At 47.0% G+C, this 24,951-nt stretch carries 22 protein-coding genes; 12 read left to right on the top strand and 10 right to left on the bottom strand.

Translation table 11 applies throughout. The features are described 5' to 3' along the window. Positions 1 to 21 precede the first annotated feature (21 nt). Complete coding sequence (locus BCT27_RS20390) at positions 22 to 1,578, top strand: SulP family inorganic anion transporter (protein ID WP_102317128.1); 1,557 nt, start codon at positions 22 to 24, stop codon at positions 1,576 to 1,578. Positions 1,579 to 1,700: 122 nt separating this feature from the next. On the opposite strand, the gene BCT27_RS20385 is transcribed toward BCT27_RS20390, so the two are convergent. The 3 genes from BCT27_RS20385 to BCT27_RS20375 all read right to left on the bottom strand — a co-directional run bounded on the left by BCT27_RS20385 (position 1,701) and on the right by BCT27_RS20375 (position 3,368). Continuing rightward, a complete protein-coding gene (locus BCT27_RS20385) occupies positions 1,701 to 2,228 on the bottom strand; it encodes a fasciclin domain-containing protein (RefSeq protein WP_102396605.1) in 528 nt (175 codons plus the stop codon). A gap of 112 nt (positions 2,229 to 2,340) precedes the next feature. Then, positions 2,341 to 3,030, bottom strand: a complete 690-nt coding sequence (locus BCT27_RS20380) for a helix-turn-helix transcriptional regulator (protein ID WP_102396604.1) — start codon at positions 3,028 to 3,030, stop codon at positions 2,341 to 2,343. Positions 3,031 to 3,041: 11 nt separating this feature from the next. Further along, a complete protein-coding gene (locus tag BCT27_RS20375) occupies positions 3,042 to 3,368 on the bottom strand; it encodes a hypothetical protein (RefSeq protein ID WP_102396603.1) in 327 nt (108 codons plus the stop codon). Between the two features lie 137 nt (positions 3,369 to 3,505). Between BCT27_RS20375 and miaE the strand changes: the two genes are divergently transcribed. Both miaE and BCT27_RS20365 read left to right on the top strand, forming a co-directional pair. Beyond that, a complete protein-coding gene (miaE, locus tag BCT27_RS20370) occupies positions 3,506 to 4,285 on the top strand; it encodes a tRNA isopentenyl-2-thiomethyl-A-37 hydroxylase MiaE (RefSeq protein WP_102317132.1) in 780 nt (259 codons plus the stop codon). A gap of 249 nt (positions 4,286 to 4,534) precedes the next feature. Then, positions 4,535 to 5,275: a sporulation protein gene (locus BCT27_RS20365; RefSeq protein WP_102396601.1), complete on the top strand. Its 741-nt coding sequence runs from the start codon at positions 4,535 to 4,537 to the stop codon at positions 5,273 to 5,275. 40 nt (positions 5,276 to 5,315) lie between these two features. Here the strand turns inward: BCT27_RS20365 and BCT27_RS20360 are convergent, their stop codons facing one another. Beyond that, the gene (locus BCT27_RS20360; RefSeq protein ID WP_241908611.1) at positions 5,316 to 6,137 is read right to left on the bottom strand and encodes a LysR family transcriptional regulator; all 822 of its coding nucleotides are present in this window, start codon (positions 6,135 to 6,137) and stop codon (positions 5,316 to 5,318) included. A 155-nt stretch (positions 6,138 to 6,292) separates the two neighbouring features. On the opposite strand from BCT27_RS20360, the gene BCT27_RS20355 reads away from it, so the two are divergent. After that, positions 6,293 to 6,550 carry a hypothetical protein gene (locus tag BCT27_RS20355; RefSeq protein ID WP_102317134.1) on the top strand — a complete coding sequence of 86 codons (258 nt, stop codon included), beginning with the start codon at positions 6,293 to 6,295 and terminating at the stop codon, positions 6,548 to 6,550. Here BCT27_RS20355 and BCT27_RS20350 read toward each other — a convergent pair. After that, positions 6,547 to 7,263, bottom strand: a complete 717-nt coding sequence (locus tag BCT27_RS20350; RefSeq protein ID WP_102390948.1) for an RluA family pseudouridine synthase — start codon at positions 7,261 to 7,263, stop codon at positions 6,547 to 6,549. The genes BCT27_RS20355 and BCT27_RS20350 overlap by 4 nt on opposite strands. Positions 7,264 to 7,469: 206 nt before the next feature. Here BCT27_RS20350 and BCT27_RS20345 point away from each other — a divergent pair, with 206 nt between their 5' ends. Continuing rightward, positions 7,470 to 7,955, top strand: a complete 486-nt coding sequence (locus tag BCT27_RS20345) for an acyl-CoA thioesterase (RefSeq protein WP_102396600.1) — start codon at positions 7,470 to 7,472, stop codon at positions 7,953 to 7,955. A 76-nt stretch (positions 7,956 to 8,031) separates the two neighbouring features. On the opposite strand, the gene BCT27_RS20340 is transcribed toward BCT27_RS20345, so the two are convergent. From BCT27_RS20340 to BCT27_RS20330, 3 genes are all read right to left on the bottom strand, one after another. Further along, positions 8,032 to 9,543, bottom strand: coding sequence for a CoA-acylating methylmalonate-semialdehyde dehydrogenase (locus BCT27_RS20340; protein ID WP_102396599.1), 1,512 nt, complete (start codon positions 9,541 to 9,543; stop codon positions 8,032 to 8,034). A 101-nt stretch (positions 9,544 to 9,644) separates the two neighbouring features. Continuing rightward, positions 9,645 to 10,535 carry a myo-inosose-2 dehydratase gene (iolE, locus tag BCT27_RS20335; protein ID WP_102317138.1) on the bottom strand — a complete coding sequence of 297 codons (891 nt, stop codon included), beginning with the start codon at positions 10,533 to 10,535 and terminating at the stop codon, positions 9,645 to 9,647. Positions 10,536 to 10,593: 58 nt separating this feature from the next. Beyond that, entirely contained in the window at positions 10,594 to 12,531 is a 1,938-nt protein-coding gene (locus BCT27_RS20330) for a bifunctional 5-dehydro-2-deoxygluconokinase/5-dehydro-2-deoxyphosphogluconate aldolase (RefSeq protein WP_102390945.1), read from the bottom strand. Between the two features lie 239 nt (positions 12,532 to 12,770). Here BCT27_RS20330 and BCT27_RS20325 point away from each other — a divergent pair, with 239 nt between their 5' ends. Both BCT27_RS20325 and BCT27_RS20320 read left to right on the top strand, forming a co-directional pair. After that, complete coding sequence (locus tag BCT27_RS20325; protein ID WP_102396857.1) at positions 12,771 to 13,367, top strand: TetR/AcrR family transcriptional regulator; 597 nt, start codon at positions 12,771 to 12,773, stop codon at positions 13,365 to 13,367. A gap of 183 nt (positions 13,368 to 13,550) precedes the next feature. Beyond that, positions 13,551 to 14,585 (top strand): NADP-dependent oxidoreductase, encoded by a 1,035-nt coding sequence (locus tag BCT27_RS20320; RefSeq protein WP_102396598.1) that lies wholly within the window; start codon positions 13,551 to 13,553, stop codon positions 14,583 to 14,585. A 92-nt stretch (positions 14,586 to 14,677) separates the two neighbouring features. On the opposite strand, the gene BCT27_RS25910 is transcribed toward BCT27_RS20320, so the two are convergent. Continuing rightward, the gene (locus tag BCT27_RS25910) at positions 14,678 to 16,555 is read right to left on the bottom strand and encodes a cholesterol oxidase substrate-binding domain-containing protein (protein WP_241908610.1); all 1,878 of its coding nucleotides are present in this window, start codon (positions 16,553 to 16,555) and stop codon (positions 14,678 to 14,680) included. A gap of 570 nt (positions 16,556 to 17,125) precedes the next feature. Here BCT27_RS25910 and BCT27_RS20310 point away from each other — a divergent pair. Continuing rightward, entirely contained in the window at positions 17,126 to 17,602 is a 477-nt protein-coding gene (locus BCT27_RS20310) for a DM13 domain-containing protein (protein WP_102317141.1), read from the top strand. Positions 17,603 to 17,714: 112 nt separating this feature from the next. Here the strand turns inward: BCT27_RS20310 and BCT27_RS20305 are convergent, their stop codons facing one another. Continuing rightward, entirely contained in the window at positions 17,715 to 20,276 is a 2,562-nt protein-coding gene (locus BCT27_RS20305; RefSeq protein ID WP_102390943.1) for a hypothetical protein, read from the bottom strand. 712 nt (positions 20,277 to 20,988) lie between these two features. Between BCT27_RS20305 and BCT27_RS20300 the strand changes: the two genes are divergently transcribed. The 4 genes from BCT27_RS20300 to BCT27_RS20285 all read left to right on the top strand — a co-directional run bounded on the left by BCT27_RS20300 (position 20,989) and on the right by BCT27_RS20285 (position 24,901). Next, positions 20,989 to 21,642 carry a heme-binding beta-barrel domain-containing protein gene (locus tag BCT27_RS20300; protein WP_102317143.1) on the top strand — a complete coding sequence of 218 codons (654 nt, stop codon included), beginning with the start codon at positions 20,989 to 20,991 and terminating at the stop codon, positions 21,640 to 21,642. Positions 21,643 to 21,850: 208 nt separating this feature from the next. Continuing rightward, complete coding sequence (locus BCT27_RS20295; RefSeq protein ID WP_198597599.1) at positions 21,851 to 22,552, top strand: class I SAM-dependent DNA methyltransferase; 702 nt, start codon at positions 21,851 to 21,853, stop codon at positions 22,550 to 22,552. A gap of 141 nt (positions 22,553 to 22,693) precedes the next feature. Next, on the top strand, positions 22,694 to 23,629 hold the full coding sequence (locus BCT27_RS20290) for a patatin-like phospholipase family protein (protein ID WP_102396597.1): 936 nt from the start codon (positions 22,694 to 22,696) through the stop codon (positions 23,627 to 23,629). 360 nt (positions 23,630 to 23,989) lie between these two features. Beyond that, positions 23,990 to 24,901 carry a DMT family transporter gene (locus BCT27_RS20285; protein WP_198597598.1) on the top strand — a complete coding sequence of 304 codons (912 nt, stop codon included), beginning with the start codon at positions 23,990 to 23,992 and terminating at the stop codon, positions 24,899 to 24,901. Positions 24,902 to 24,951 lie beyond the last annotated feature (50 nt).

Here is a 24,951-nt window from a genome sequence, read left to right as displayed (position 1 = left end):
TAAAGACAAGTAATTTACATAATGTTTGAATTTCCTAAATTCCCCCAGCACTCAGTGAAAAACGACGTACTGTCAGGGTTGACAGTAGCGCTCGCACTTGTGCCTGAAGCCGTTGCATTCGCCTTTGTTGCAGGTGTAGACCCTATGGTTGGTCTCTACGCTGCGTTCATCATGGGTCTATTGACCTCTATTCTTGGCGGTCGCCCAGGCATGATTTCAGGCGCAACAGGTGCAATGGCCGTTGTTATGGTCAGCTTGGTTGCTCAGCATGGCATCGAATACCTTTTTGCTGCCGTGATGCTTGCGGGCCTCTTCCAAGTGTCTGCCGGTATTTTCAAGCTCGGAAAGTTCATCCGCATGGTGCCGCACCCTGTGATGATTGGTTTCGTTAACGGCTTGGCTATCGTCATTTTCCTTGCTCAACTTGGTCAATTCAAAGCGCCAGACGCAGCAGGAAATCTAGATTGGCTTCAAGGTAGCCAAATGATATTGATGCTTGGCCTTGTGGCTATCACCATGGCAATCATTCACTTCCTGCCAAAACTAACCACATCAGTACCGTCTTCACTGGTTGCTATCGTGTCTGTTACGGCTGCCGTCGTATTGCTTGATCTCGATACACGTACAGTGGTGGACTTCCTACGCTCAATGAGTGGCGACGAGAACGCGACGCTTGCTGGCTCACTGCCAACCTTCGCCGTGCCAGTGGTACCGTTTAGCCTAGAAACGATTTACATCATTTTGCCTTACGCGCTGATTCTCGCTGCAGTTGGTTTGATTGAGTCGCTACTTACGCTTACCGTCATTGATGAAATGACAGGCACCCGTGGTCACGGTAACCGTGAGTGTGTGGGACAAGGCGTTGCGAACGTAACATGTTCAGTGTTCGGTGCAATGGGCGGCTGTGCGATGATTGGTCAATCAATGATCAACGTGAACTCAGGCGGTCGTGGTCGTCTATCAGGTATTGTTGCCGCACTCGCGCTGCTTTGCTTTATCTTGTTCACCTCTTCACTGATTGAAATGATCCCACTTGCCGCGCTTGTTGGTGTGATGTTCATGGTCGTCATCGGCACCTTTGAATGGGCAACCTTCAAGCTGGCACGCCGTGTACCTAAGAAAGATTTCTTTGTCATCGTGTTAGTCACCGTTGTTACCGTCATGACTGACCTTGCAATTGCCGTGATTGTTGGTGTGATTGTCTCTGCGTTGATGTTTGCATGGGAACATGCGAAACACATTTACGCGACAAGCCACATTAACGAAGAAGGTTCGAAAATCTATGAAGTGAACGGCCCATTGTTCTTCGGCTCAGTGGCTAACTTCCTTGAACTCTTCGACGCACAGAATGACCCAAGCGACGTTATCGTAGATTTTGGTAAGTCACGTGTTGCTGACCATTCCGCGATTGAAGCGATTGATACCTTGGCAGACCGATACAACAAATCAGGTAAGACTCTGCATCTTCGCCATTTGTCGCCAGACTGTCAGGCGCTACTGACAAAAGCAGGTAGCTTGGTTGAAATCAACCACATTGAAGATCCAAACTACAAAGTGGCAGACGACCTATTGGGATAACCCCCTGCTGTCTGACACCCATTTGGGTTCTCAGTAAAAACAAAAAAAGCGAGCCAATGGCTCGCTTTTTTGTTCTTTAATCCCGTTGCACCCGATTAACTTTCGGGTGAGTCAGCGTCGCTTTAATTCGGAATAATGACACTATCAATCACGTGAATAACGCCGTTTGATGCTTCGATGTCTGTCGCGACCACATTGGCGTTATCGACTTTCACGCCGTTCGTCGTATCGATAGAGATAATACTGCCTTGCGCGGTCGTTGCCTCTGTCAGATCGACCACGTCTTTTGCCATCACTTTGCCTGGCACTACGTGATACGTAAGAATCGCGACAAGCTGATCTTTGTTTTCTGGTTGTAAAAGGCTTTCTACTGTCCCTGCTGGTAACTTTGCAAATGCTTCGTTCGTCGGGGCGAAGACGGTAAATGGCCCTTTCCCTTGAAGCGTTTCGACAAGGCCAGCCGCTTTCACTGCAGCGACTAGCGTACTGAAATCTGGATTTCCTGCAGCTATTTCAACGATGTTTTGTTTCGGTTTCTCGTTCATCGCCTCATGGTGTTTAGCCTGACTGCTGCATGCAGCAACCGTAAAAACGACAAACATAGAGAATATTGCTGATTTTAGAGACGGCACTACCTTCGTAGAAATCATATGATTTCTCCTATTCCATATATTAAAGGTTGAGAGCGTTTGCTCGATTTAGCTGATCAGCGAAGAGTCATTACGGAGTGATTTTTGAAATGGTTTACCTTACGCAATAAAGTTATTTCTCGCAGCCATAGCTTGCTGCCAAGTAATGCTGAAACGATTTCTCTTTGTGTGTAGTAAACGTATCCGCTAACGAATCAACACGCAGGATGCGATCGATGCGAAAGCTTCGGTAGTCATTCCTGAGTTCGCACCACGCCACCAAGGTCCATACCTTTCCCCAATAAACTTGCCCGAGCGGTTGCACCACCCTATCAGACACAATGCCTTCACCCGTTTCATAATGAATTTGGATTTTCTTAAACTGCGCCGTTGCCTCCCGCAATAATTCATTGCGATCAGCATTTTCACTGCCGACATGAAATGCTGGCACTTCAATGGGGAACGTTTCAATTTGGGCGCGAATGTGCTCTGGTAAGATGGAATGTATTTTTCGCGATGCTGAATGAGAAGCTGCCGCCAATTGCCTGTCTGACCAAGCCCTCACCATTCTCATACCCAGTTCCATAGCGAGCATTTCTTCTTCAGTGAACATGAGCGGAGGTAAATGGGAACCTTTCCCTAATCGATAGCCAACCCCTGCCTCACCTTCAATGGGCACACCTGAAAGCAGCAGAGATTGGACATCACGGTAAATCGTGCGTTCACTGACGCCTAGCTCTTCTGCCATCGCCTTGGCTGTCACCGCGTAACGTTTAGAACGCAACAGGGTCAACAACTCAAACAAACGCTCCGATTTACTCATTTAACTTCCTGTTAAGCCGACTCTATACACTCACCCATGGCACTCATTTTGACGGACTCATGCGCCATAACAAGTGTAGCGCCATCAATATGTGACACCATTTTTTGCGCACCAGCATCTTGCATGAAGTTGTTTGATGCCGCTTGCGCATTAGCGAGGTTGGTCCAATACACAATGTCCGTCCACTCTTGTGTCTCTTCATTCAAACTCAATGAGCGATAAACAAACCCTTCGCAGCCACTGATGTAAGGCAACGTACCTTCTGCCGCAGCAAGGAATGTTTGAACGTCCGTGCCTTCTTTCAATTTAAAGCGAACCGTTTCAACGATGTTATCCATGGTGTTTTCTCCTTTCATGTGGGGTTGAAAGAAGCTTACTGCCAGCTACTGACAGAACATGTCAGGAGAGTTTCTCTCAACTCTCGCTGCTTGTATAATCGATGCCCTCAACACCCTAAAAAAGAACAGAAATGTCGATGCAACTTAGCCAAGAATTAGAACAACTCTTAGAGCCCGTTCGCGGATTTCTTCACTGTGAAACACCGCAAGCATGGATAGATGAAGCCATTAAACCTGAGAATGAAACCATCCTGCTGCGCGATCATGCAAACTGTGAGTTGAAAGCCGCGCAAACCGCAATGTGGTTAATTCGCAAATACGGCATCGACAAAGACAGTGGTTCATTGCTTTTAGAGTGGGCAAAACCTTACGAAGATTTCGTGTACAAACGTCAACGAGAGGGTGTTTTTCACGCGAAGAAAAATGGCTTGAGCGCACCATTAACGCCCAAAGCCGGGTTTGAGCACAGCCAAGATCTTATCGATAAAATGGTTCGCTTGATTAAAGAAGAGTTCCATCATTTTGAGCAAGTCATCGAGATCATGGAAAAACGTGACATGCCCTACTCGCCTCTGCATGCAGGCCGCTATGCGCGCGGGATGATGTCAGCCGTGCGAACGCATGAACCTGCCACATTGATCGATAAATTGATTGTCGGCGCTTACATTGAAGCGCGTTCTTGCGAACGCTTTGCAAAGATTGCCCCCTACCTTGATGCGGAACTGCAGAAGTTCTATATCTCACTGCTACGTTCAGAAGCGCGCCACTATCAGGATTACCTCACCTTGGCTGCCGCCATTGCGGGCGGAGACATTCAAGATCGCATCACACTGATCGGCGAAAAAGAAGCAATGCTTATCCAAACACCGGATGACATGTTCCGTTTTCATAGCGGGTCGCCACTGCAAGTCGCTTAAATTGTTCACGACCCTCAGCGAGTTTGTGGGTCGATGTCTCCCAGCACAACATCGCCTTCAATGTTCAATCTCGTTATCCAATACTGCATCTAAGTCAACATAAGGTGACGCTCATTTCCTTCGTGAGTTATTGCTTATCAACGAATTGGGAATGCAGGGAATGATCATTATTGTCGCTTGTCTACATTGGCAGGTTTGTGTAAATAAGAGATGAGCAAAGAAAATTGCCACAAATAATAAAGGACAACCATGTTCAAAAAACTAAAAGCCTCTTTAGGTATTGGCGCAGCCAAAGTCGATACCGTTTTGGACAACGAATCGGTCTACCAAGGCGCCATGCTAACGGGGACAATTCACATCAAAGGTGGTGACATTGAGCAACAAATCGATGCCATATCACTCAAACTGTGCACCGAAGTAAAAGTAGAATCTGACGACAGCGTAAGTTATCAGAACTTCGTTTTGGGCTCGATGCAAGCCGTTGAACCCTTTGTGGTTCAACCGGGCGAAGAAATATCGACACCTTTCGAAATGCCATTGCATGTCGAAACGCCTATCACCGCAGTTTCAGCTAACGACAATCAATCAAAAGTGTGGATAGAAACGTCACTCAACATTGATTTCGCAATCGACCCAACGGACAGAGATTATCTGGAAATTCGTCCGTTACCTGCAATACAGCGCGTGATCAGTTTGCTAGAAAGTGAAGGCTACCGCATGGTGAAAGCTGACGTTGAACAAGGTCAATTGAACGGTAACGGCTTCTCTTCACACTCAGGGTGTTACCAAGAATTAGAATTCCAGAACAGCGGATTTTTTAGTAAAAAGGAAATTGAGCTTTCCTTTGTGTTGGATGGCGATCGAATTCATTGCCTAGCGGAAATTGACCGCACAATAGGACGTGGTGACATGTACCGTTCCTTCACGATTTCACGTGACGCAACTAATGCTGAATTGCAGCAAGCACTGTCTTCCACACTGGGTGCGTAACACCTAAAAAGGCGCATTAAAAGCCTGCTTAGCAGGCTTTTCACCCCAACACATTACACAACTTATCAATCACGCTCCTCACTTCCGGTAAATGACGATCATCTTGATGTGTCACCATCCAACGGTCATGCCCCAACTCTTCTATTTGTCCGCCCATTCGTTTCAGCTGAGGGTAAGCATCACCAATAAACGTGGGAAGTAGCGCAATACCTTTGCCTGCGAGTGCCAAGTCTAGGCTATTCCGAGGGACATTGACTTCACATACTGCGTCTGTTCCCACAAAACGATCTAGCCAATTTGCGGAAGGTATATCTGCAAGTACTTTTATCCAGCGCGTTTCCGCTGTTTCAGTGGCATAGGGAGCGAATTCAACACGCGTCAACTTCCTACAAGCGAGAGAAGGCTCTGTCGGCCTATGGTTTCGAATGCCAATGACCACCTCACGGTGAGAAATATCGAGCACTTTCTCGGTAGACACAAAGCGCAATCGCACATCAGACAGAGAGTCGGGTATTTGGTCTAGGTGTTGGATCAAAAACAAGGTGGTCCAAGTGCCCGCTGAAATCTTCACCAGCGGTCTTTCTCCCTGAACCGGTGGCGTCGTTAGTTGGAGGATCTTGGATTCAACATCCGTCAATGCAGCCAACAACGAACGTCCCTCCGCAAGAAGTTCATACCCTTTGTCATGTCTAACAAAAAGCTCTCGGCCAATTGCACGTTCCAATGCATGCATTCTTCTGCCAAGTGTCGCGGCACTTTTCTGGCTGGCCTTCGCTGCAGCGGAAAGCCCGCCTTCTCGCGCAACGGCAAGAAAGAGTTGTAAATCGTTCCAATCTGCGTTTTTTCCATCCATTTCATTCATGAAAAGACCTTAACATTTCGTTTCATTGATGAAATTTCATTATCCAGTATTCTCAAAGAAAACCACGACAGAGGTATCTCGTTCTTTAAACGGCATCACAAAACACAATGCGTTGGACGACCCGACAACGAACGTTTTTATTGAGGGGAACACTCATGACATTAAAAACAGACATCAATCAGCCAAACGCCATGATGCGAGAAGCCGGTAAACGCCCATTTCCACATGAATCAAAAACACAAGCGATTAAAGAAGAGGACCAATATTACAAAGTCTATGGTTCTGAGGGGAATTGCCGATTTTATCGCATGCTAACCGCTGTTCAAGAAAAAATGAACCGGGTCACCACAACACTGAAAGCGCTAACTCAAAGAAAGTCTGACACTAAAAAATCAGAGCGTACGACGCATTAGGCAAATGGGCACTCACTCTGTCCGTGTACTTTTTCTCCCGTCATGGGATGCACAAAGAACACATCACTCGCATGTAACTGCAATCGGGAGGCCAAACTCTCACTGGTATCACTACTGTACAAATCACACCCTAAAATAGGATGCCCCATCGACAAGCTATGTATTCTCAGTTGGTGCGTTCGCCCTGTTATTGGCGTGTATTTTACGAGTGAGCGTTTCGGGTTGGGATAACGCGCAATAACCTCATAGTCACTCATCGAAGGCTTGCCTGTTTCGGCACATAATTTCACGCGCGGGAACAGAGTTTTGTCTTTCGCAATGGCTGCGGTGATCTGGCCGTGATCATCGGAAACCCAACCTTCCAACATCGCCATGTATTGCTTCTGAACGGCTCTGTCTTGGAATTGTTTATTAAGGTGTTTTGCTGACTCGGCGTGCAATGCCGCGACCATGATGCCTGATGTGCCAAAATCTAAGCGGTGAGGAAGTTTAGCCTCAGGAAAGGCGGGCGTCCGTCCGTCTTGCCCATGAACCAAGCGATGATGCACCGAATCCCAATTCAGCGGGTTTTTACCGGAAAGGCTAAACAGCCCACTGGGTTTGTCGATCAATAAGATATCGTCATCTTGATAAAGCAGCGAGATGAAACCCTCGCAAACAGGTGCAACGAAATCATCAACAATGGTGTGGTTCAGCGAATCAGTAACAGGCATAGTGCATCTTTATGAGTATCCAACCACGCCACAACATGGCTTGCTGGATGGAAGAATGAAAACGCCGCCATCATACAGGATATTCATAAGCAGCCTTAACAAACTCATGAATTCCTTTCTAAGAGCCAGTAACGCCGACTATTCCCTACTTGTCTCACTCATTCTTTGTTATAACTAAAGTAATTCATGCAGTAAGGATAACGACAATGAGTGCACAACAAAGGAATATAACATTACGCTTTCTGGCAGAGCCCAGTGACGTGAATTTTGGCGGAAAGGTGCACGGTGGTGCCGCCATGAAATGGATTGACCTTGCAGCCTATGCATGCGCTGCAGGATGGAGTGGCAAGTACTGTATTACTGCCTATGCAGGCGGTATTCGTTTTGTTGCACCGATTCATGTCGGCAATCTCGTCGAAGTCAGCGCCAAAGTAATTTATACCGGCAACTCCTCCATGCACATTGCCATTGATGTGCAAGCCAGTGATCCCAAGGAACTGAAAAATCGACTGACGACTCATTGTATTGTCATCATGGTCGCGGTAGATGAAGGTGGCAAACCCACATCTATTCCTAAATGGATACCAGAGACAGACGAAGATATAGAATTGGAACAGTCTGCCATTCGCCTAATGAACATGCGTAAACAGATTGGGGAAGAAATGGAAGCGCATGTGAAGTTGTATAAGTAAGTAACTGGCAACCCGCTTTTGCCCAATAAACAACGAAAAGGCCGCAACAGCGGCCTTTTTATCGTTTAATCAAACGTTAACCCATGGTGGGCATGGTGAAGTGACTGTCGTGCTTTTCCAAACGCACACTGGCAGGCCAACGCGTGGTAACGGTTTTCATGCGGGTATAAAAGCGCACACCGTCATTGCCGTGGACATTCAATGGGCCAAAGATAGAACGCTTCCAACCACCAAAGCTGTGGAACGCCATTGGAACAGGAATCGGCACATTCACACCCACCATACCTGCCAACACATCTTCACTGAACTGGCGCGCGGTTTCGCCATCTCGTGTAAAGATCGCTGAACCGTTCCCATATTCATGACTATTGATGAGTTCGAGTGCCGTTTGGTAATCAGGTACACGAACCACAGACAACACGGGACCAAAGATCTCTTCTTGATAGATACTCATGTCAGGTGTGACATCATCAAACAAGGTTGGGCCAACGTAGAAGCCGTCGTCATGTCCTTCAACCTGACAAGCACGACCATCAACCACCAGCTTAGCGCCCTGCGCTTCACCGGCATTGATATAACCAAGGATTTTATCTTTGTGTTGCGCAGAAATAACTGGTCCCATGTCGTTTTCAGGCCCATCAACAATACCTGGGCCAACACGCATTTTAGCGATGCTATCAGACAGTGAAGCCACCAAGGTATCTGCGGTTTCATCACCCACAGCAACCACGACAGACAGCGCCATGCAGCGCTCACCTGCTGCGCCAAACCCTGCCCCCATGATGGCGCCAGAGGCCATGTCCATGTCTGCATCCGGCATGAGAATACAGTGGTTTTTCGCACCACCTAATGCTTGGCAACGCTTGCCGTGCGCAGACGCCGTCGCATAAATGTATTCTGCAATTGGCGTTGAACCCACAAAACTGACCGCTTGCACACGAGAGTCGGTAAGCAATACATCTACGGCTTCCTTGTCACCGTTCACGACATTAAACACACCGTCAGGTAAGCCTGCTTCTTTCAAAAGCGCTCCCAGCACCAAACCCAATGAGGGATCTTTCTCAGACGGTTTCAACACAAAGGTGTTTCCCGTTGCAATGGCAATCGGGAACATCCACATAGGCACCATAGCGGGAAAGTTAAACGGCGTGATCCCAGCGCAAACACCTAACGGCTGCATCAAGGAATGGCTATCAACGCCAGAACCCACGTTTGCAGAACTTTCCCCTTTTTGCAGGTGAGGAATGCCACAGGCAAACTCAACCACTTCTAAACCGCGTGTCAGTTCTCCCACCGCATCTGAATACACTTTGCCGTGTTCATTGCTGATCAAACGCGCCAGCGTATCTTGATGCTTTTCAAGCAGGGCTTTGAATTTAAACATGACGCGTGCACGGCGAAGTGACGGTGTTTTCGCCCATGCAGGAAAAGCGGCTTGTGCTGCTGCAATGGCCTGTTCCGTTTCTTGGGCGCTACTCAGTGCGACTTGTTTGGTTTGCTTGCCTGTCGCGGGGTTAAACACCGCACCAAAGCGGGTGGTCTGACTTTCGGCAATGCTGCCATTAATATAATTATGAACCGTTTCCATGTCTTGGGTCTCCCTGTATTGAGCCTCATGCTGGGTCATTTAATTTTCATTTTCCTTTATCAACACTGCCTCTTTTATTCCGCAGTGCCGATCTGATTTGTCTAGAGCAATCCTGCTTCTCTTGCGTAAGCTTCAAGATTTTTATGCCCTTTCTTCGCATACGTCAGCGGGTGCGCTATCGCAGGATCTTGCTCTGCTTCTACCACCAACCAACCTTCATATTCGTTGTCTTTCAACACCTGCATCACCCCCGAATAATCGATGCACCCATCACCAGGTACAGTGAAGACACCATTGAGAACTGCATCCAAAAAGCTGAGTCGGCGATTGTGAGCATCATCGAGAATAGGTTGTCGAATGTCTTTGCAATGCACATGATTGATGCGTGAAGCATGACGTTTCGCGACGGCTATCGGATCACCCCCCGCAAAATGAAGATGACCAGTATCGAGCAGTAGTCCGACTTCCTCGCCCGTCACATCCATTAATCTGTCAATATCTGCTTCGCTTTCAATCACTGTGCCCATGTGATGATGATAAGCAATTTGAACACCCTGTGATTGGGTGTACTTTGCAAACTCGGTCAGTTTTTCGCCGTATTCTTGCCAACGATTCTCAGGAAAACGAGGCCGACGCTCAACGGGCATATTGAGGTTGCCATGCACACATCCTGTCACTTCTGCAAACACCATGACAGTTGCGCCCAACGTTTTGAGCAAATGAAGGTGAGATTGCACCGCGTCGATTTCCTGCTCAACCGATCGGCTGAGTAGCTCTCCTGAATACCAGCCGGATACCAACGCCAATTCATGCTTACGCAGAATAGGGCCTAGTATTTCCGGCGTTCTTGGGAATTTGTTGCCCAATTCGAACCCCGTGAATCCTGCTAATTTTCCTTCCGTTAAACATACATCAAGGGGCGTTTCTGCCCCTAGTGAGGGAAGATCATCATTTGTCCATGTCAGTGGGTTGATGCCTAATTGAACTGCCATGTCTGTCTCCTCGTCTCTGCGATTGCCGATCTGGCGCAATAAAAAGTAACCATCACCATTAACGTTGACGCCATGTATCAATCAAATCAATGTAGTTTCGTTTCACGGCATTCACGAACTGCTCTCCCGTTAACTCGCCACGCATCCATTGTCGGCTCGGTTCGCCAAAGATAGTGCGTCCCACTGCGAAACCTCGAACAGTACGAGACTGCGATGCCGCAGAGAAACCCGCTTTAAGCTGTTCTGCTGGTTGATCTAACCCCAACAGCACAACACCACGGCAGTGCGAATCACGCTGCTCGATCAAGGTATCGACGTCTTTCCAACCTTTCGCAGTGAGTGGCGGCAACTTCCACCAATCGGGTTTAATGCCAAGGTTATACAAGCGCTCCATCACGCGTTGATACATGGCATCTGCTTCGCGGGCTGAGCCGACGGGCGCATCTTTAGGGAGAATGATTTCAATCAGCAATTCATTGGTGCTTTCACAGCAAGCGTTGTACACCTCTTGCAAGGTTTCTTCCTGATCAAGTTGAAGCTCACGCTCATCATCAGGATGGTAAAACATTAAACATTTCACCACTTGCTCTCTTGGCCAGTTCGCCAATTGCGTGCCGATATTGCCATTTTCGAGGCGCAGCGGACGCGACCCAGGTAGCTCGATAGGTCGGCCAACCCAATAGCGCTCTGCCACGGAATCGCCATACCCTGTCGCGTCATTCAGCACATCCATACCAAAGGTAGAATCACACAAAATACCCGCTTTACCGGTCAGCCCACTTTCTGCCGTGACTTCTTGTACTGCCTGCCAAATGAGTGATTTCAAATGCGGAATGTGTGCCACATCAATCCCTGCACTGAGCGCCATTTCAACAAACTGTGAACGGTGATCAAACGCCAACACACACAGTTCTGGCCACGCTTTTTCACGGGTAGTGACACGGTGAAGGTGGTTCAACATCACGTCGCGATCAGGACGGGGCACTTCATGCTCGCGCAGCAAATAGTTATCAAGCTCTTCTTTGGTTGGCATCGCAGGAGAACAACCATGACGCGACACGACCAAAGCACCACACGCATTGGCGTAGCGACAGCTTTGCTCCCACGATTCGTCATTCAAGTAGCCACGCAGTAAACCAGACATAAAGGCGTCACCCGCCCCCAGCACATTAAGCACTTCGACACGCACGCCTTTCACCGTGATGCCATCATCCAATTGAGTGCCAATTTCGTGTGTAAATACGCTGCAACCCAATGGGCCCCGTTTACACACCAAGGTGGCATCCGTAAACTCGCGCACTTTTTTCAACGCACCGATGGAATCTTCAGTACCCCCAGCGATGTGAAACTCTTCTTCCGTGCCCACAATCAAATCGAACAAGCCCAGCACTTCCTGCAACTGGTTAGTGACATCATCAGATGCAATGAACCGAGTTTCACCGTCACCCAAAGAGGTTAAGCCCCAAAGCACAGGACGAAAATCCACATCCAATGCAGTGCGTACACCATGTTTACGCGCGTAATTAAGCGCGGTGATCACCGCTTGGCGAGAACTTGGATTTGAAAGGTGCGTGCCTGTGATGGCTAAACATTTCGCGGATGCGATGTATTCTTCGCTGATGTCTTCGGGCGTGATTGCTTGGTCAGCGCAGTTTTCGCGAAAGAAAATCAGCGGGAAAGTATCTTTGTCTTTGATGCCGAGTAACACCAATGCCGTCAGACGTTCTTTGTCCGTGATGATATGACTGGTATCGACACCGACACGTTCCAGTTCTTCACGAACAAAACGTCCCATGTGTTCATCACCGACACGCGCAAGCATGCCGGACTTGAGCCCTTGTCGCGCCGTTCCATGTGCCACATTGCCGGATGAGCCGCCTAAGTATTTTGCGAACGTTCGCATATCTTCAAGCCTTGCGCCGACTTGTTCTCCATAGAGGTCGACCGCTACGCGCCCAAGGCAGATAACATCCAGTGTTCTTTCCCGCGTCGTCATGTATGACTCCTGTCCGACTGTGTTGTTGGTGTGAAGAAGGGTTGGAATGAAACGCATCGAAATACAGAAAATCATAACGAAACGTTTATTTCATTTAATAGTAAGATCGAAACGTTTATCGCGCAACCAATGAAATAAACATTTCATTAATGAAATACGCGAAGATGTGATCACAAGGCAAATAACAGACAAATGCTTTTGACTAGACGACTGGTCTAATTGATCTTAAGATGCACGCCATGAATACAGAAGCGCAACCTACTCGCCAACACATTTTAGATGTGGGCTACCAATTGATCGTTGAGAAAGGCTTTACCCGTGTAGGCCTGTCCCAATTGCTTACGCACGCCGGTGTGCCGAAAGGCTCGTTTTATCATTACTTCAAATCCAAAGAGCAATTTGGTGAAGCATTGATCACCGAGTATTTCGCCAATTACCAGCAACGTCTTAATGCAATGTTCAGTGAGTCAGGCATGAATGGCTATGAAAAACTCATTCACTACTGGCAAAAATGGATTGAAGTAAACGATGGCACGTGCAGTAACCAGCGTTGCTTAGTTGTTAAACTCAGCGGTGAAGTGTCAGATCTTTCTGATGCCATGCGCTTATCTTTACTCGACGGTGCAAGCCGCATCATTGCACTGATTGCTCGGTGCATAGAAGAAGGCATGGAGGACGGCTCCATTCAGGTCAAAGACAGTCATGTTGCCGCCAATCAACTTTACTATTTGTGGATTGGTGCAAGCCTTATGAGCAAACTCAGCCAAAACACAGATGGCATGTCGCAAGCATTGTTATCAACAAAACATTTATTAAAAGGCGACACCGTCTTTTAAACCGACATATACCCAAACAACCTGAAGATGCTCGCTGAATCTGGCACCTTCACGTTGTTTAGGTATACGCGAGTGATGCATTCACTCTAAAAGCCGCCATGTCATGTGGCGGATTTTTTTAATCAAGCACTAGACGACCGGTCTAATGGCCGTTCACTATCAGAATAAAAAGGATATTGCTTTATGTCAGCACCGTCAGAAAACGCACGCATCGTACTTGCCTCTCGCCCAGTGGGTGCACCTGTTGCCGATAACTTCCGCTTAGAAAATGTTGATATCCCAGCCATTGGCCAAGGCGAGGTGCTACTGAAAACCATCTACCTCTCTCTTGATCCATACATGCGTGGCCGCATGAGTGATGCGAAATCGTATGCCGAACCTACCGCAATTGATGACGTCATGGTGGGCGCGACCGTGTGTCAGGTGGAAGACTCTCAACATCCCGAGTTTGAAAAAGGCGAATGGGTATTATCATTTTCAGGTTGGCAATCTTATGCCGTGTCTGACGGCGAAGGGCTTCTAAAACTGGGGCAATCACCGTCTCACCCTTCGTTTGCACTTGGCATCATGGGCATGCCTGGCTTCACTGCGTACATGGGCTTACTGGATATCGGCCAACCTAAAGAGGGAGAGACCCTTGTCGTCGCTGCAGCCACAGGCCCAGTAGGTGCAACTGTGGGTCAAATCGGCAAATTGAAAGGCTGTAACGTTGTCGGCATTGCCGGCGGCGAAGAGAAATGTCGTTATGCCGTTGAAACATTGGGTTTCGACGTGTGTATAGACCACAAGGCTGATGATTTCGCCCAACAACTAGCAGCGGCGTGTGATAAAGGCATTGATGTTTACTACGAAAATGTTGGCGGAAAAGTGTTTGATGCCGTGCTCCCGTTGCTGAATACCGGCGCACGCATTCCAGTATGTGGCATGATTTCTCAATACAACGCAACCGAGTTGCCTGCTGGGCCTGACCGCATGGGCATGCTGATGGCGACGTTGTTGATTAAGCGCATCAAGATGCAAGGTTTCATCATCTTTGATGATTACGCACACCGCTACAATGAATTTGCTGCGGACATGTCACAGTGGTTGGCACAAGGAAAGATGCAATACAAAGAACAAATGATTGATGGTCTCGACAATGCGCCAGAAGCGTTTATGGGTCTGTTAGACGGCAAGAACTTCGGTAAGTTGGTCGTCAAAGTAGCTGACGCAAGCTAACTGACTTTCTCGCTCAGTCACGCGCGAGCTAAATGAAAAAGGACGAAACGTGTGTTTCGCCCTTTTTCGTTTCAACGTTGCTATCGAGTAGCTTATGGCACCAGCTTTCTTATCAAACTTGAGGCAAACAAGTAATGCGGATCATACTGTCGCAGTCGCGCCGCCGTCTCTTCATAAGGGCGTGTTGCAGTGCTAAAGGTTGTCGGCACCGTATTCGCAATAAAATCTTCATTTTTCCATGCACCCGCACCGTTATATCCCCAACCTTTTGACCATTCAACCCGGACTTGATGCGCAGGCAGTTGTTGGTAGAGCCACTCCTCAATTTCTTGATAAAACTCCCCTGCCCACGGCATGTCCGCAAACGTCAGCAAATCTAACCACACCACAGCATCCAAGTTCGGATCTTGCGTGTCGGTGGTTGCCGAAAGCGCAGGCGGATTTGCATTTGAAAGGTTGAGCCCTTCTGTTTTATCCACGCCCGTCACCCTGATTTCCATCGGCCCTGCGATAGGGAATTGACCCCTTCCTGCATATTCTGATTGAAGACGTAAATACACATTGGCGAAATCGTGCAAGAAAGGCTGAACATCCGCACGATTGAGGTGCACGGCGTAGCCATTCGCTGTTACACGCAAGGTTGTTTCGCGAACATACACCAAGGTCTTCCAAGCTGGCCCCCAAATGTCGTAGTTTTGCGCAAACAAACTGCGGGCATTTGTGTTGTCAGGTTGCGTGGATTCAACCGCTTCAATGTAAGGAAGGAAAGCCTCGAATTCTTCTTCAGTGATCGTTTCATTGCTAACACCATCACGGGTTAAGCTTCTCGACGACGTATTACTCACGACTTGATTGTACAAATTCGCTCGATTCGCACCGCCCTTCAATGCAAGGGTTGTCGTGACGGACTGTAAAATACCAAAGGCTGGCACTAACTTAGGCTTCGCCACCAAAATGCCTTTGATGATGTTAGAAATGAACAGAGGAATATTGTCGCTAAACGCATAATTGTATGCACCTGACACCGCTCGCGAAGACGCCGGTTTTTGCGGTTCATTGCTCCATACTTTTAACCATGGCTTCTGGCTAAAAGGAAACCAAATAACCTCCATACGCCCTGCCGAATCCAAGATTTTTGATATGGACAACGGTGTTTCGTCTGCTGTCGATGCGAAAAGTTCAGCGTAATGAACATCCGTGAAGCTCTGACAGCGAAGGTTATAATTCGGCAGGACATACAACGTGGCTTCAAGAATGATGGTTGAGCCGAGGGCTGCCAAGAAGAGATCGCCGTCCTCTTCATCGCGAGAAAAGGTTCTCAAAGCATATTTGCTGCCATTCCATACCAAGGCCGTCACCGACAATACATTGTTACTGATACTGCCATTCAACGTTTCATTCTCTTGAGAGCCGTTATAACTCACCTTTGTGCCGTGACCACCAATTGAAAGCATGCCAGCAAGAGAAAGATTACCCGGTGCAGGGGTGTTAGAAAACGCATAGCCGGGAATGTCTGGTTGGCCACCGGGTTGATTTTCAAGGAACGAATACAAGTCTTCTGCTTGCACACCGCACCCCGCTTTCACAATGCCATAGTCCGCATGAGACTCTACCATTTCAAGATGATTGAACTGCGACATATCAAGCAGCAAGGCTTTGTCTTTGGGTTCATCTTCAGAAAGGATCAACGGCGACCAGTTATGCATCGAACCAAAGGCTTTAATGAAATGCCCATTGTCGAGCGCCCATTTTGCCACTGATTCGAGATCTTCTCTTGATGTCACCTTCGCCGCCAATACGCCACCGACGTTGATATCCTGCGCCCAGTTTTCATACGTAATGTGATAAAACGGGCTGTTACAACCTGAAAGAAGGAATGACATAGGAAGCGATGAGATCGCAACAGAGGTGAAAAGCAATCCACGGCCATTTTTTAAAAACGTTCTTCTTTCATTGTTTATATTAGACATACCTATCCCTTTGATTAAAAGTCTATTTACGACCATAGAGAGCAGTAACATCAACAACAAGTGCTATTTATGCAACATGATTTCATTCCAACCAAATAGGCACACCTTCTAAGATTTGACACCTTGTAAAACATATTTAACTTGAGCGTAATCTTTATAAAAAAGCGCACACCATTCTCACACAACGCACTTACGCACCCATGTTTAGGATGTATAAAAGAGAAAGGTGTTCTTGTAGTGGTACGAACAATGTTCTTTGTTGGAAAATATAAATAAAAAGTGACAAACCAGAATGAGCAGCCGTACGATTCAGAACATTGTCGTAGTTTTAACAGGGGTAATATTCTTATTTTTATACAAATAAAGACCAGATATTTAGTGCAGACAATAATGTAAGCGCAAGCATGCGCATAATGGTAAGTGTTGTCACCTTCACATCTCACGAAAGAAACAAGGGCGACGGTTTCTTTATCCCACCCTATTACACATAATCACTGTATCTAATCAGCACAAAGATGTTGATTCACATAGTTCAGGTGTGACACCCCTATCCATCGGAGGCTTTCATTTATGACTACGCGACAAGCTATTGCTCTCGTCATTTCCCACGTTACTGCTGTGGCTGTTGGCTTTGCCGTCGGTATCTATGCCCTGCCTATATTAATTGCCCCTGAAGGCCCATCAACGGCAGAGATCGCCTCAGTGTCTGCCAACGCGAATTACACCGCAGAGTTCCGCAAAGATCTGAAAGACAGTGATACATTTCATTGGGGTGAAGGCAGTGTTGCCATTGGTCCAGATATGATTACATTCATGGGAGAGCTCGCACCAGGGCCAGACTACAAGTTGTACCTTTCCCCAGAATTTGTCGAAACAGAGACCAACTTTAAAGATTTAAAAAGTAAAATGGCACAAGTCGGCGATGTGAAAACATTTGAGAACTTTATCGTTAAGGTCCCTGAAGGCATTGACCCTTCTCAATTCAACACCGTGATTGTGTGGTGCGAAAGCTTTAACGAGTTCATTACAGCAGGTCGCTATAAGTAAGCCGACATCTACACACAGCAAATTAATTAAAAAAACAGCCACGCTATTGTGGCTGTTTTTTATGGCACATACTCAGTGCGTTTTATGGGTTTAACCCGTCAATCACAACCGACTACTGTAATGAAGTGTCTGCACTGGCCGTTTCAATTTTGATTTTGAAATAATGCATAAGATTTGCAGCATTCGGATAAGCCAAGTCCTTATCACTTGTATTCAGTAATGGAATTTCCACACTGAATTTTTTATCTCCTGAAGCGTTTTTCCATAATTTAACCCTTGGTGGCATCATCAGTAAACTGGTGGGCAACGTGGGCGCAGGTGTACCCACTGTTTTTTTAATTTCATCATCAAGGTAATTTGCAGACACATTCAATAAATTCATATCGATATCGTCAAACTCTTTCCGCTCAAAGAAATCCACCATGGCAGAGATGGTATACACCGAACCCGCAGCAATTTTCCGACCTTTAAAATTTTGGGCGATAGTGCCAAAGTACAAATTATTGATTTTATGCTGCCCTGCAATGCCCAACGCATCCGCAGACAAACTCACTTCTTTTGCGTTACCTGCGAGCTTGGTATGTCGTGCACTGAACGCCACCTTCCAACTGAGAGATTGTTGGTTCGCCAATGGCGTGATGCCATAAAACCAAGGTCGGAAGAGGTAAGAACGCAAACCAGAAAACAGGCCTTGAATCTCTCCTACCCCACCGGGGATACTTTGAATATCACCAGCAGCACGTTCGTTCTCATCGTAAGGAGCTAAGTGGAGATGGGCTATAGATGGCGGGCGGACCTCAACCAATGAGCCAAAATTATCTGGCCGAGGGTGACAGTAATGATTCGTGCTTAATGCTGAGTACACATTGCTGTCAGGATTATTCGAAACTGGCGTTTCTTGCGTTAATCTTGCTTTACAATAGGTGACTCGTCTGGCATCTGTTGGCGTACTCGTAACGACGAAATCATTTCGTCGCGCATCTGCTGCAAATACAACGAGGCTAGTCCATCGCAAAGGGTTCCAATCACTTTCTTCTCTCTCTGAGGAGTTACCGAAAGGATCAACATTGTTCGAATCAAAATGATCTTCCATGCTTCCTGTCTGCATAGAATTCGACGATGCCCCCATGTAAATCGATCCCCCCCGACTGCCATAGGTATCAAAGTTGCCAAAATCATTTGATGACGCAGTGTATGAGGATTTCAAGTGAACTTCGAGCACGCCTGCGGCATTTGGCCATCCGTTCGTATCTCTCACATTATTGCTAGCAAACACTGCTTCAGAGGCATAAAGCGACCAGCCGCCATTATTCACCGCCGCACAACTCACAAATGCGTTGTGCATGTAATCTTCATAACCGCCAGGAAAGAACCAACCATCCAACCCGTTTTCGCGCGCCATCAGGTTCGTCAACGTATTGTAAGCACCATCAATGCCGACAAAGCCATTCCAAGGCATACGCTCTACGACGATGTTCATAAACTCGTTATAGGATGCACGCGCCGTGGTGTAGTAGTTACCAGGGAGATAAGGCGTCATTTGTGACACCAAGGAGTAGTGTGTCACCAAGTTATAGAACGAGACTTCGACCTTTGCGGTATTCGCGGGTAAACCACCAGGTACAACCACTGTCGTTTTTGTGTCATTTTTCCCAATCGGCTTATGGTACACACGGGTTTCACCACTTGTCTTAGGTTTTCCCGTGGTTTGCCTATCATCAGCATCAATTCCGACATTGCCTCCACCGAGTTTTGAACCGACATTGGCATAACGCGCCACTTCTTTACCATTGGCAGCAAACGCCCTCACCCAACGTACCAGCGGAATATCGACCTTGTCGTCCAACAACACCTCTTTCGGTGTATTGTAAGCCCCCCTTGCAGGTACCGTAATTTCTGTATCCCCCTGCCCATTGTTTAACTTAAATGTCGTTAGGCCTGACCATACCAACGGAAAAGTAAAACGCTTTTGAGGAAATCGATTGGGCTGCCCTCCCCAGTATTGAGTAGTATTGGGCTGTGCAGATGTTGACACTGAAGGCTGCGGCGGCGTGTGTCCCAAGATTATGCCGTTACCACCATCCCCTTTGTCTTTTAAGCAGCCACTAACCGCAAAATCCGCCAAAAATGTAGAGCCACACTGGGTGAGAAGACCATTTTTATCCGCCCCACCAATTGGGCAAAGCGCCGTCGGATGTTTTGCAACGCCGCGCAACGCTGAACTCAATGATTTTCGTCGTACGTAAGACCCTTGCCCACGGAAAAAACCCGATCCAACAGGGATAATCAAATCACCAAGAATAGGAAAATACCCTCGACCAAGCACCACATTAAAGCCCAGAGTCAGCTTTGAATCTGGCACGAGGTTTCCTAGCTCGTCTCGTGTGCCTAGTGCTTGTTCGATCTTCAATTGGTTTTCTTTGGCAATGGCCCTAACCCGCGTTTTATCTGCTTTCCAAGCCGCTGTTGCCTCTTGCGAAGAGTTACCGATAGATTCAAGATCTAACGTTGAGTCTCGAGGAGAAGGAGGCTCCTGAATCAATATAGGGGAATCCGGAATCTCTTCCGGGGGGAAAATGGCATTAATGATTCGCTCAAAAAAAATGACGACTTGCCTAAAAAAACTGCCTAATGCCGCCCAGACACCTGCAATTCTCTCGTTAAAATCGCTCATCGCATCGCTCCATGTTTATCATCAGAAATAAATCATCAAACAGATGCTAAGACCGTCCTGTGTCTAACCCACTGACATCGTTCAATTCACAATTGCTAATCAAATCCCTCGCTCAGCAAAGAGAAACCTCGCCGCATTAACTGTGCAAAGTCACCCTTTCACTGTATGCGAAAGCATCGCACGAACATGTCTAATTATTGTGATATTAAAGATAAATATTGCCTAAATTTTCATACTAAAAATATACACAGAAATACCCATACATTTTTCTCTCTGCTGAAAATTAAACACAGAGAATCACGCACTTGTGCAGGTCTACAAACAACAAATCAAGAGTTTGCGACTTTTCAAAATTGCAACGTTGTATAACAACACCCCAAATACTCGCTTATTTGCATATTGAATTCAGGCATGGTTACCATGCTATAAAACACTGTATTTTTGGGCACAACCTCTCATGTTTCGTTGAGAAAAATGTATAGTCTCAAACTCAATCTCATTCTCTAACTTTCAGTGTTCATTATCATTTCCCCCACCTTGTTGCAGCCTGAATAATCTTTGGATATTCGCTTTTCATTGACTACTTTATTTGACGCTTCTTCCATAGGATTGTTGCGGCTGGATACTACAAGTCTTTATTGGGATCACCGCATTACGATTGAATATCCAGCGTAGAAATCAAGGAATAAACATATAAAAGAGGAAGCAATTAATGAGCAATAAAATCTTACAAGCTGCAGTGTTTTCTATTGCATGTAGTACTACTTTGACTGCGTTTGCAGAGAGCGAGACAACGACAAACAAAGACGTGATTGATGGCATCAATTTTGGTCCACTGGCGCAGCTTGTTGGTACATGGAAGAGCGACAACCCAGGCGGCGTTGATGTGTCCCCAGCACAAGCAAACACAGCGCAAGGTGAAGGTGCTCCCGCTGCCACACCTCTCTATGAAGTGATGACGTTTGAAGTTGCCGCTGACGCAACAAATGCAAGCGAGCAATACCTCGCAGCCATTTATTACAAGCAAGAAGTATTCAGACAATTAGATGACACTAAGTTTCATGATCAACGTGGTTATTTGATTTATGACCACAAAAACCAAACGGTATATAACTCGTTCTGTGTACCTCGCGGCACCTGTGTCGTCGCAGAAGGGAAAGCTGGGAATGAAATGACCCTCGTTGCCTCCGGTGAAGGCATTGCACAATCGAACTTCATGTCTGAAAAAGCATCAACGAAAGACTTCACCATGAACATTAAAATTGACGGCAATAAACTCACCTATTCCGAAACGGTGAAGTTGGACATTTACGGAAAACCATTCTCGCATACTGATAGCGATACCTTGGTTCGCCAAACGCCATAATTGTCTCTCCCTCCACCTTGTGTGGAGGGCAGTTTTCATATGCGCTTAGCCACACTAAAAAATTAGCACTCTTTTTTATTCTCTCATCTCCAATATTACGCTATCAGCGCCAAAAATTCGTATTCTTTGCCCTATGAATGCTGGCAAAATAGGAACAAGCCCCTTTTTTAAATCACCCCGTGTTTTCGCGCATTACAGAGATACCTTCATGAAATCGGAAATGTATTCAACACATGCGGAACAATATGATCTTGCTGTTCAAGATAACCTCTACAACGCACATTTCGAACGTCCAAACTTGCAAGCAATGCTCGACAACCTCACCGGTAAAAACGTATTGGATTTAGGATGTGGTTCAGGGGTGTACGCGCAGTTTCTCTTGGATTCAGGCGCAGCAGAGGTGACCTGTATTGACGCCTCACAGGCGATGATTGATATTGTCTCACGCAAGTTTTCAGACCGCGTCACTGCTTATGCGCAAGACCTCTCTCAAGGTGTACCTCAAGAGGCATCGGACAGCAAAGATGTCATCATTTGTCCACTCATGCTTCATTACATTGAAGACCTCACATCTCTCTTTAATGATGCGTATCGCGTGCTGAAGTCAGGTGGGTATATGGTATTTTCCACCCATCATCCATTCTCTGATTTTGACTACTCCACCAGCGGTGATTACTTCCAACGAGAATCCGTGATCGATTTGTGGAACACGGTTGGCGAACCCGTGGAAGTTCACTTCTTCCGCCGTTCATTAGCCGAGCTATTAGGTGCTGTCACTCAAAGTGGCATGCTGATTTCTCATGTGTCTGAAGGTATCGTCGGTGAAAAAATCAAAATGCTATCACCAGAAACCTACCAATCGATGCGTAGACAGCCTCCCTTCATTTTTGTGAAGTGCCAAAAAATGTAACTAAAACAAGTTGCTTGGCCACAAAAAACACTCCTCTGACCATTGATAAGTAAAAACTATCAGAACGATAGTAAAGAGCGATTTCTCCTCACACTGAGGCACGCGTAATCTGTGCTGATTGGTGAATAGGAGGATGTAGCAATGGCAGGTCAACGAGCATTAGTGGTAGAAGGCGGGGCAATGCGTGGCATTTTTGCCAGCGGTGTTTTGGATGCGTTCTTAGATAACAACTACAAACCTTATGATTTTGCAGTGGGTGTGTCTGCTGGCGCATCAAATCTTTTAGGGTATCTGGCTGGGCAACAAAAACGTAGCTATCACGTGATCACTGAGCTCGCTACAGACTCACGCTTTTTCAACCCGACGCGTTTTTTACGGGGAGGTAATTTAATTGACGTGCAATGGCTGTGGGATGAGTCCCACTCGCGGTTTCCACTTGATAGAAAAACCTTTTTTAATGCCGTGCCTCTGCTCGCCACCGTCACCAATGTTGATACCGGGTTAGCTGACTATTATTGGGTCAACGAAGACAACATCACCGATGTCATTGAAGCAACATCGGCGCTGCCCATCGCGTATCGCCAAACGCCTTGTTTCTCTGGCGGCTGTTACACTGATGGTGGTGTGGCAGATTCTATTCCTGTTGCTGAAGCGTATCGCCGTGATGCGCGAGATATTACCGTGGTTCTCTCTCACCCTGCCGATTTCACCATGTCGCCAATGAAAATGCCGGGATTGATGGATCACCTTCTAAAGAAATACCCCAACATCGCGGATGCAATGCGCCAGCGAGCCGAACGCTACAATCAATCGCTCAGCTTCATCAAAAACCCACCCGTCGATTGCAAAATCCGTGTCATTGCGCCACCTAAAAACTTTGCAATTGGTCGCTTCACCATGAAGAAATCCAAGCTCGATATCGGCTATGAAATGGGTAAAAAAGCAGGAAGACGTCATATTGCAAAGCAACGTAGCGCCAATAATACGCCACACATCGCCTTCGCAACCATGACACCCTCAAAAATAAGGGCTATCAACCCAACCAGCAACAGCGATCGTTTACGCGCGTCGTTGTAAAACACGAACCAATCGCGTGTTACGCTGCAGAGGTTGAAGGTTGCTCATCCTGCACTCGACCGATAGACCGTTGACTTAGCGCACCTCAACGGGTAGCGACACTAACACCACCAAATGAAACGCTGTTTGAGTTAAAGGTTGCACCAATGTAAAAGATGCTTTAGTTTCAGTTGGGTTAGTATAAAAAACCACCAAACAAAAAAAGAGCACTTATGTTTACTTCATCGCTATTACTCTGGCTTCTCCTCCTTATGCCCACCAGTCGGTAGCTATGCTCTTTTCCGGCTGTGAGTAATGCAGCCGGATACCATTTCTCACAGCCTTGTTTTCTTTCCCAACAACAAGCAAGGACGTGAAAAAATGAATGATACATCCGCCGCCGCACAGCCCAACGCCGATTACCGCCAAGGCATTATCTTCGCGTTGATTGGCACCGTGCTTTTTTCCCTTAAGCCTATTCTTATCAAACTTGCTTATGCGGCAGGTGGCGATGTAACCGACATCATGAGCCTTCGTGCTGTCTCTTCCCTTCCACTCTATCTCGCGATACTAATCTGGCTATGCCGCGTCCCAGAAGAGCGCAGCAAAGTGCGACAGTTTGGATTGCAAGCCGTGCTTGTCGGCATCCTTGGATATTACTTCGCTTCTCTATTAAACATCACGGCGTTGGAGTTTATATCTGCACAGCTTGAACGCCTGTTGCTGTTTTTGTTTCCCTCTTTTGTCGTGATCATCAGTTGGGTATTCCTGAAAGAACCACCGCGCCAAGGCACCTTTGTTTCCATCGGCCTTGGCTATGCTGGCGTGGCCATGATCGTTTTGCACGACTTTAGCTCTTTTGGCTCGCAAGTGTGGATAGGAAGCGCGATGGCAGTTGGGGCAGCATTGATATTCGCGATATATCTGGTACTGAGTAAAAAAGTGATCAGCAACATAGGTGCGCAGCTTTTTACCAGTATTGGTATGGGCAGTGCCGGCGTTGTCATCATGGTCCAACATCAATGGCAAGGTACGCAGTTCAGCAACATGTCTGATGAATTGATTGTCTTGGGTGTCGCTCTCGGATTTTTCTGCACCGTACTGCCGTCGTACTTTGTCGCAGCAGCAATGGCACGTTTAACACCGTCAGTATTGAGCTTAACCAGCAATGTTGGCCCGGCGATCACCGCCCTTTTTGCCATCACTCTGCTCGATGAAGCCTTCACGATCTGGCATGGACTGGGCATGTTGTTGGTTGTTTATGCAGTCGTAAGAATTAACAAGAAGGCATAAAACAAAAAAGCGGGAGAATTCCCGCTTTTCGCATTTCCATTACCATGCCT

Origin of the sequence: Enterovibrio norvegicus, from assembly GCF_002876705.1 — a bacterium.
GTDB classification, from domain to species: Bacteria; Pseudomonadota; Gammaproteobacteria; order Enterobacterales; family Vibrionaceae; genus Enterovibrio; species Enterovibrio norvegicus_B.
This window is presented reverse-complemented; position numbering and strand designations above follow the sequence as displayed.

Coding starts and splice junctions, on each gene's coding strand:
- BCT27_RS20390 (WP_102317128.1), top strand. CDS start 22: ATGTTTGAATTTCCTAAATTCCCCCAGCACTCAGTGAAAAACGACGTA.
- BCT27_RS20385 (WP_102396605.1), bottom strand. CDS start 2,228: ATGATTTCTACGAAGGTAGTGCCGTCTCTAAAATCAGCAATATTCTCT.
- BCT27_RS20380 (WP_102396604.1), bottom strand. CDS start 3,030: ATGAGTAAATCGGAGCGTTTGTTTGAGTTGTTGACCCTGTTGCGTTCT.
- BCT27_RS20375 (WP_102396603.1), bottom strand. CDS start 3,368: ATGGATAACATCGTTGAAACGGTTCGCTTTAAATTGAAAGAAGGCACG.
- miaE (WP_102317132.1), top strand. CDS start 3,506: ATGCAACTTAGCCAAGAATTAGAACAACTCTTAGAGCCCGTTCGCGGA.
- BCT27_RS20365 (WP_102396601.1), top strand. CDS start 4,535: ATGTTCAAAAAACTAAAAGCCTCTTTAGGTATTGGCGCAGCCAAAGTC.
- BCT27_RS20360 (WP_241908611.1), bottom strand. CDS start 6,137: ATGAATGAAATGGATGGAAAAAACGCAGATTGGAACGATTTACAACTC.
- BCT27_RS20355 (WP_102317134.1), top strand. CDS start 6,293: ATGACATTAAAAACAGACATCAATCAGCCAAACGCCATGATGCGAGAA.
- BCT27_RS20350 (WP_102390948.1), bottom strand. CDS start 7,263: ATGCCTGTTACTGATTCGCTGAACCACACCATTGTTGATGATTTCGTT.
- BCT27_RS20345 (WP_102396600.1), top strand. CDS start 7,470: ATGAGTGCACAACAAAGGAATATAACATTACGCTTTCTGGCAGAGCCC.
- BCT27_RS20340 (WP_102396599.1), bottom strand. CDS start 9,543: ATGGAAACGGTTCATAATTATATTAATGGCAGCATTGCCGAAAGTCAG.
- iolE (WP_102317138.1), bottom strand. CDS start 10,535: ATGGCAGTTCAATTAGGCATCAACCCACTGACATGGACAAATGATGAT.
- BCT27_RS20330 (WP_102390945.1), bottom strand. CDS start 12,531: ATGACGACGCGGGAAAGAACACTGGATGTTATCTGCCTTGGGCGCGTA.
- BCT27_RS20325 (WP_102396857.1), top strand. CDS start 12,771: ATGAATACAGAAGCGCAACCTACTCGCCAACACATTTTAGATGTGGGC.
- BCT27_RS20320 (WP_102396598.1), top strand. CDS start 13,551: ATGTCAGCACCGTCAGAAAACGCACGCATCGTACTTGCCTCTCGCCCA.
- BCT27_RS25910 (WP_241908610.1), bottom strand. CDS start 16,555: ATGTCTAATATAAACAATGAAAGAAGAACGTTTTTAAAAAATGGCCGT.
- BCT27_RS20310 (WP_102317141.1), top strand. CDS start 17,126: ATGACTACGCGACAAGCTATTGCTCTCGTCATTTCCCACGTTACTGCT.
- BCT27_RS20305 (WP_102390943.1), bottom strand. CDS start 20,276: ATGAGCGATTTTAACGAGAGAATTGCAGGTGTCTGGGCGGCATTAGGC.
- BCT27_RS20300 (WP_102317143.1), top strand. CDS start 20,989: ATGAGCAATAAAATCTTACAAGCTGCAGTGTTTTCTATTGCATGTAGT.
- BCT27_RS20295 (WP_198597599.1), top strand. CDS start 21,851: ATGAAATCGGAAATGTATTCAACACATGCGGAACAATATGATCTTGCT.
- BCT27_RS20290 (WP_102396597.1), top strand. CDS start 22,694: ATGGCAGGTCAACGAGCATTAGTGGTAGAAGGCGGGGCAATGCGTGGC.
- BCT27_RS20285 (WP_198597598.1), top strand. CDS start 23,990: ATGAATGATACATCCGCCGCCGCACAGCCCAACGCCGATTACCGCCAA.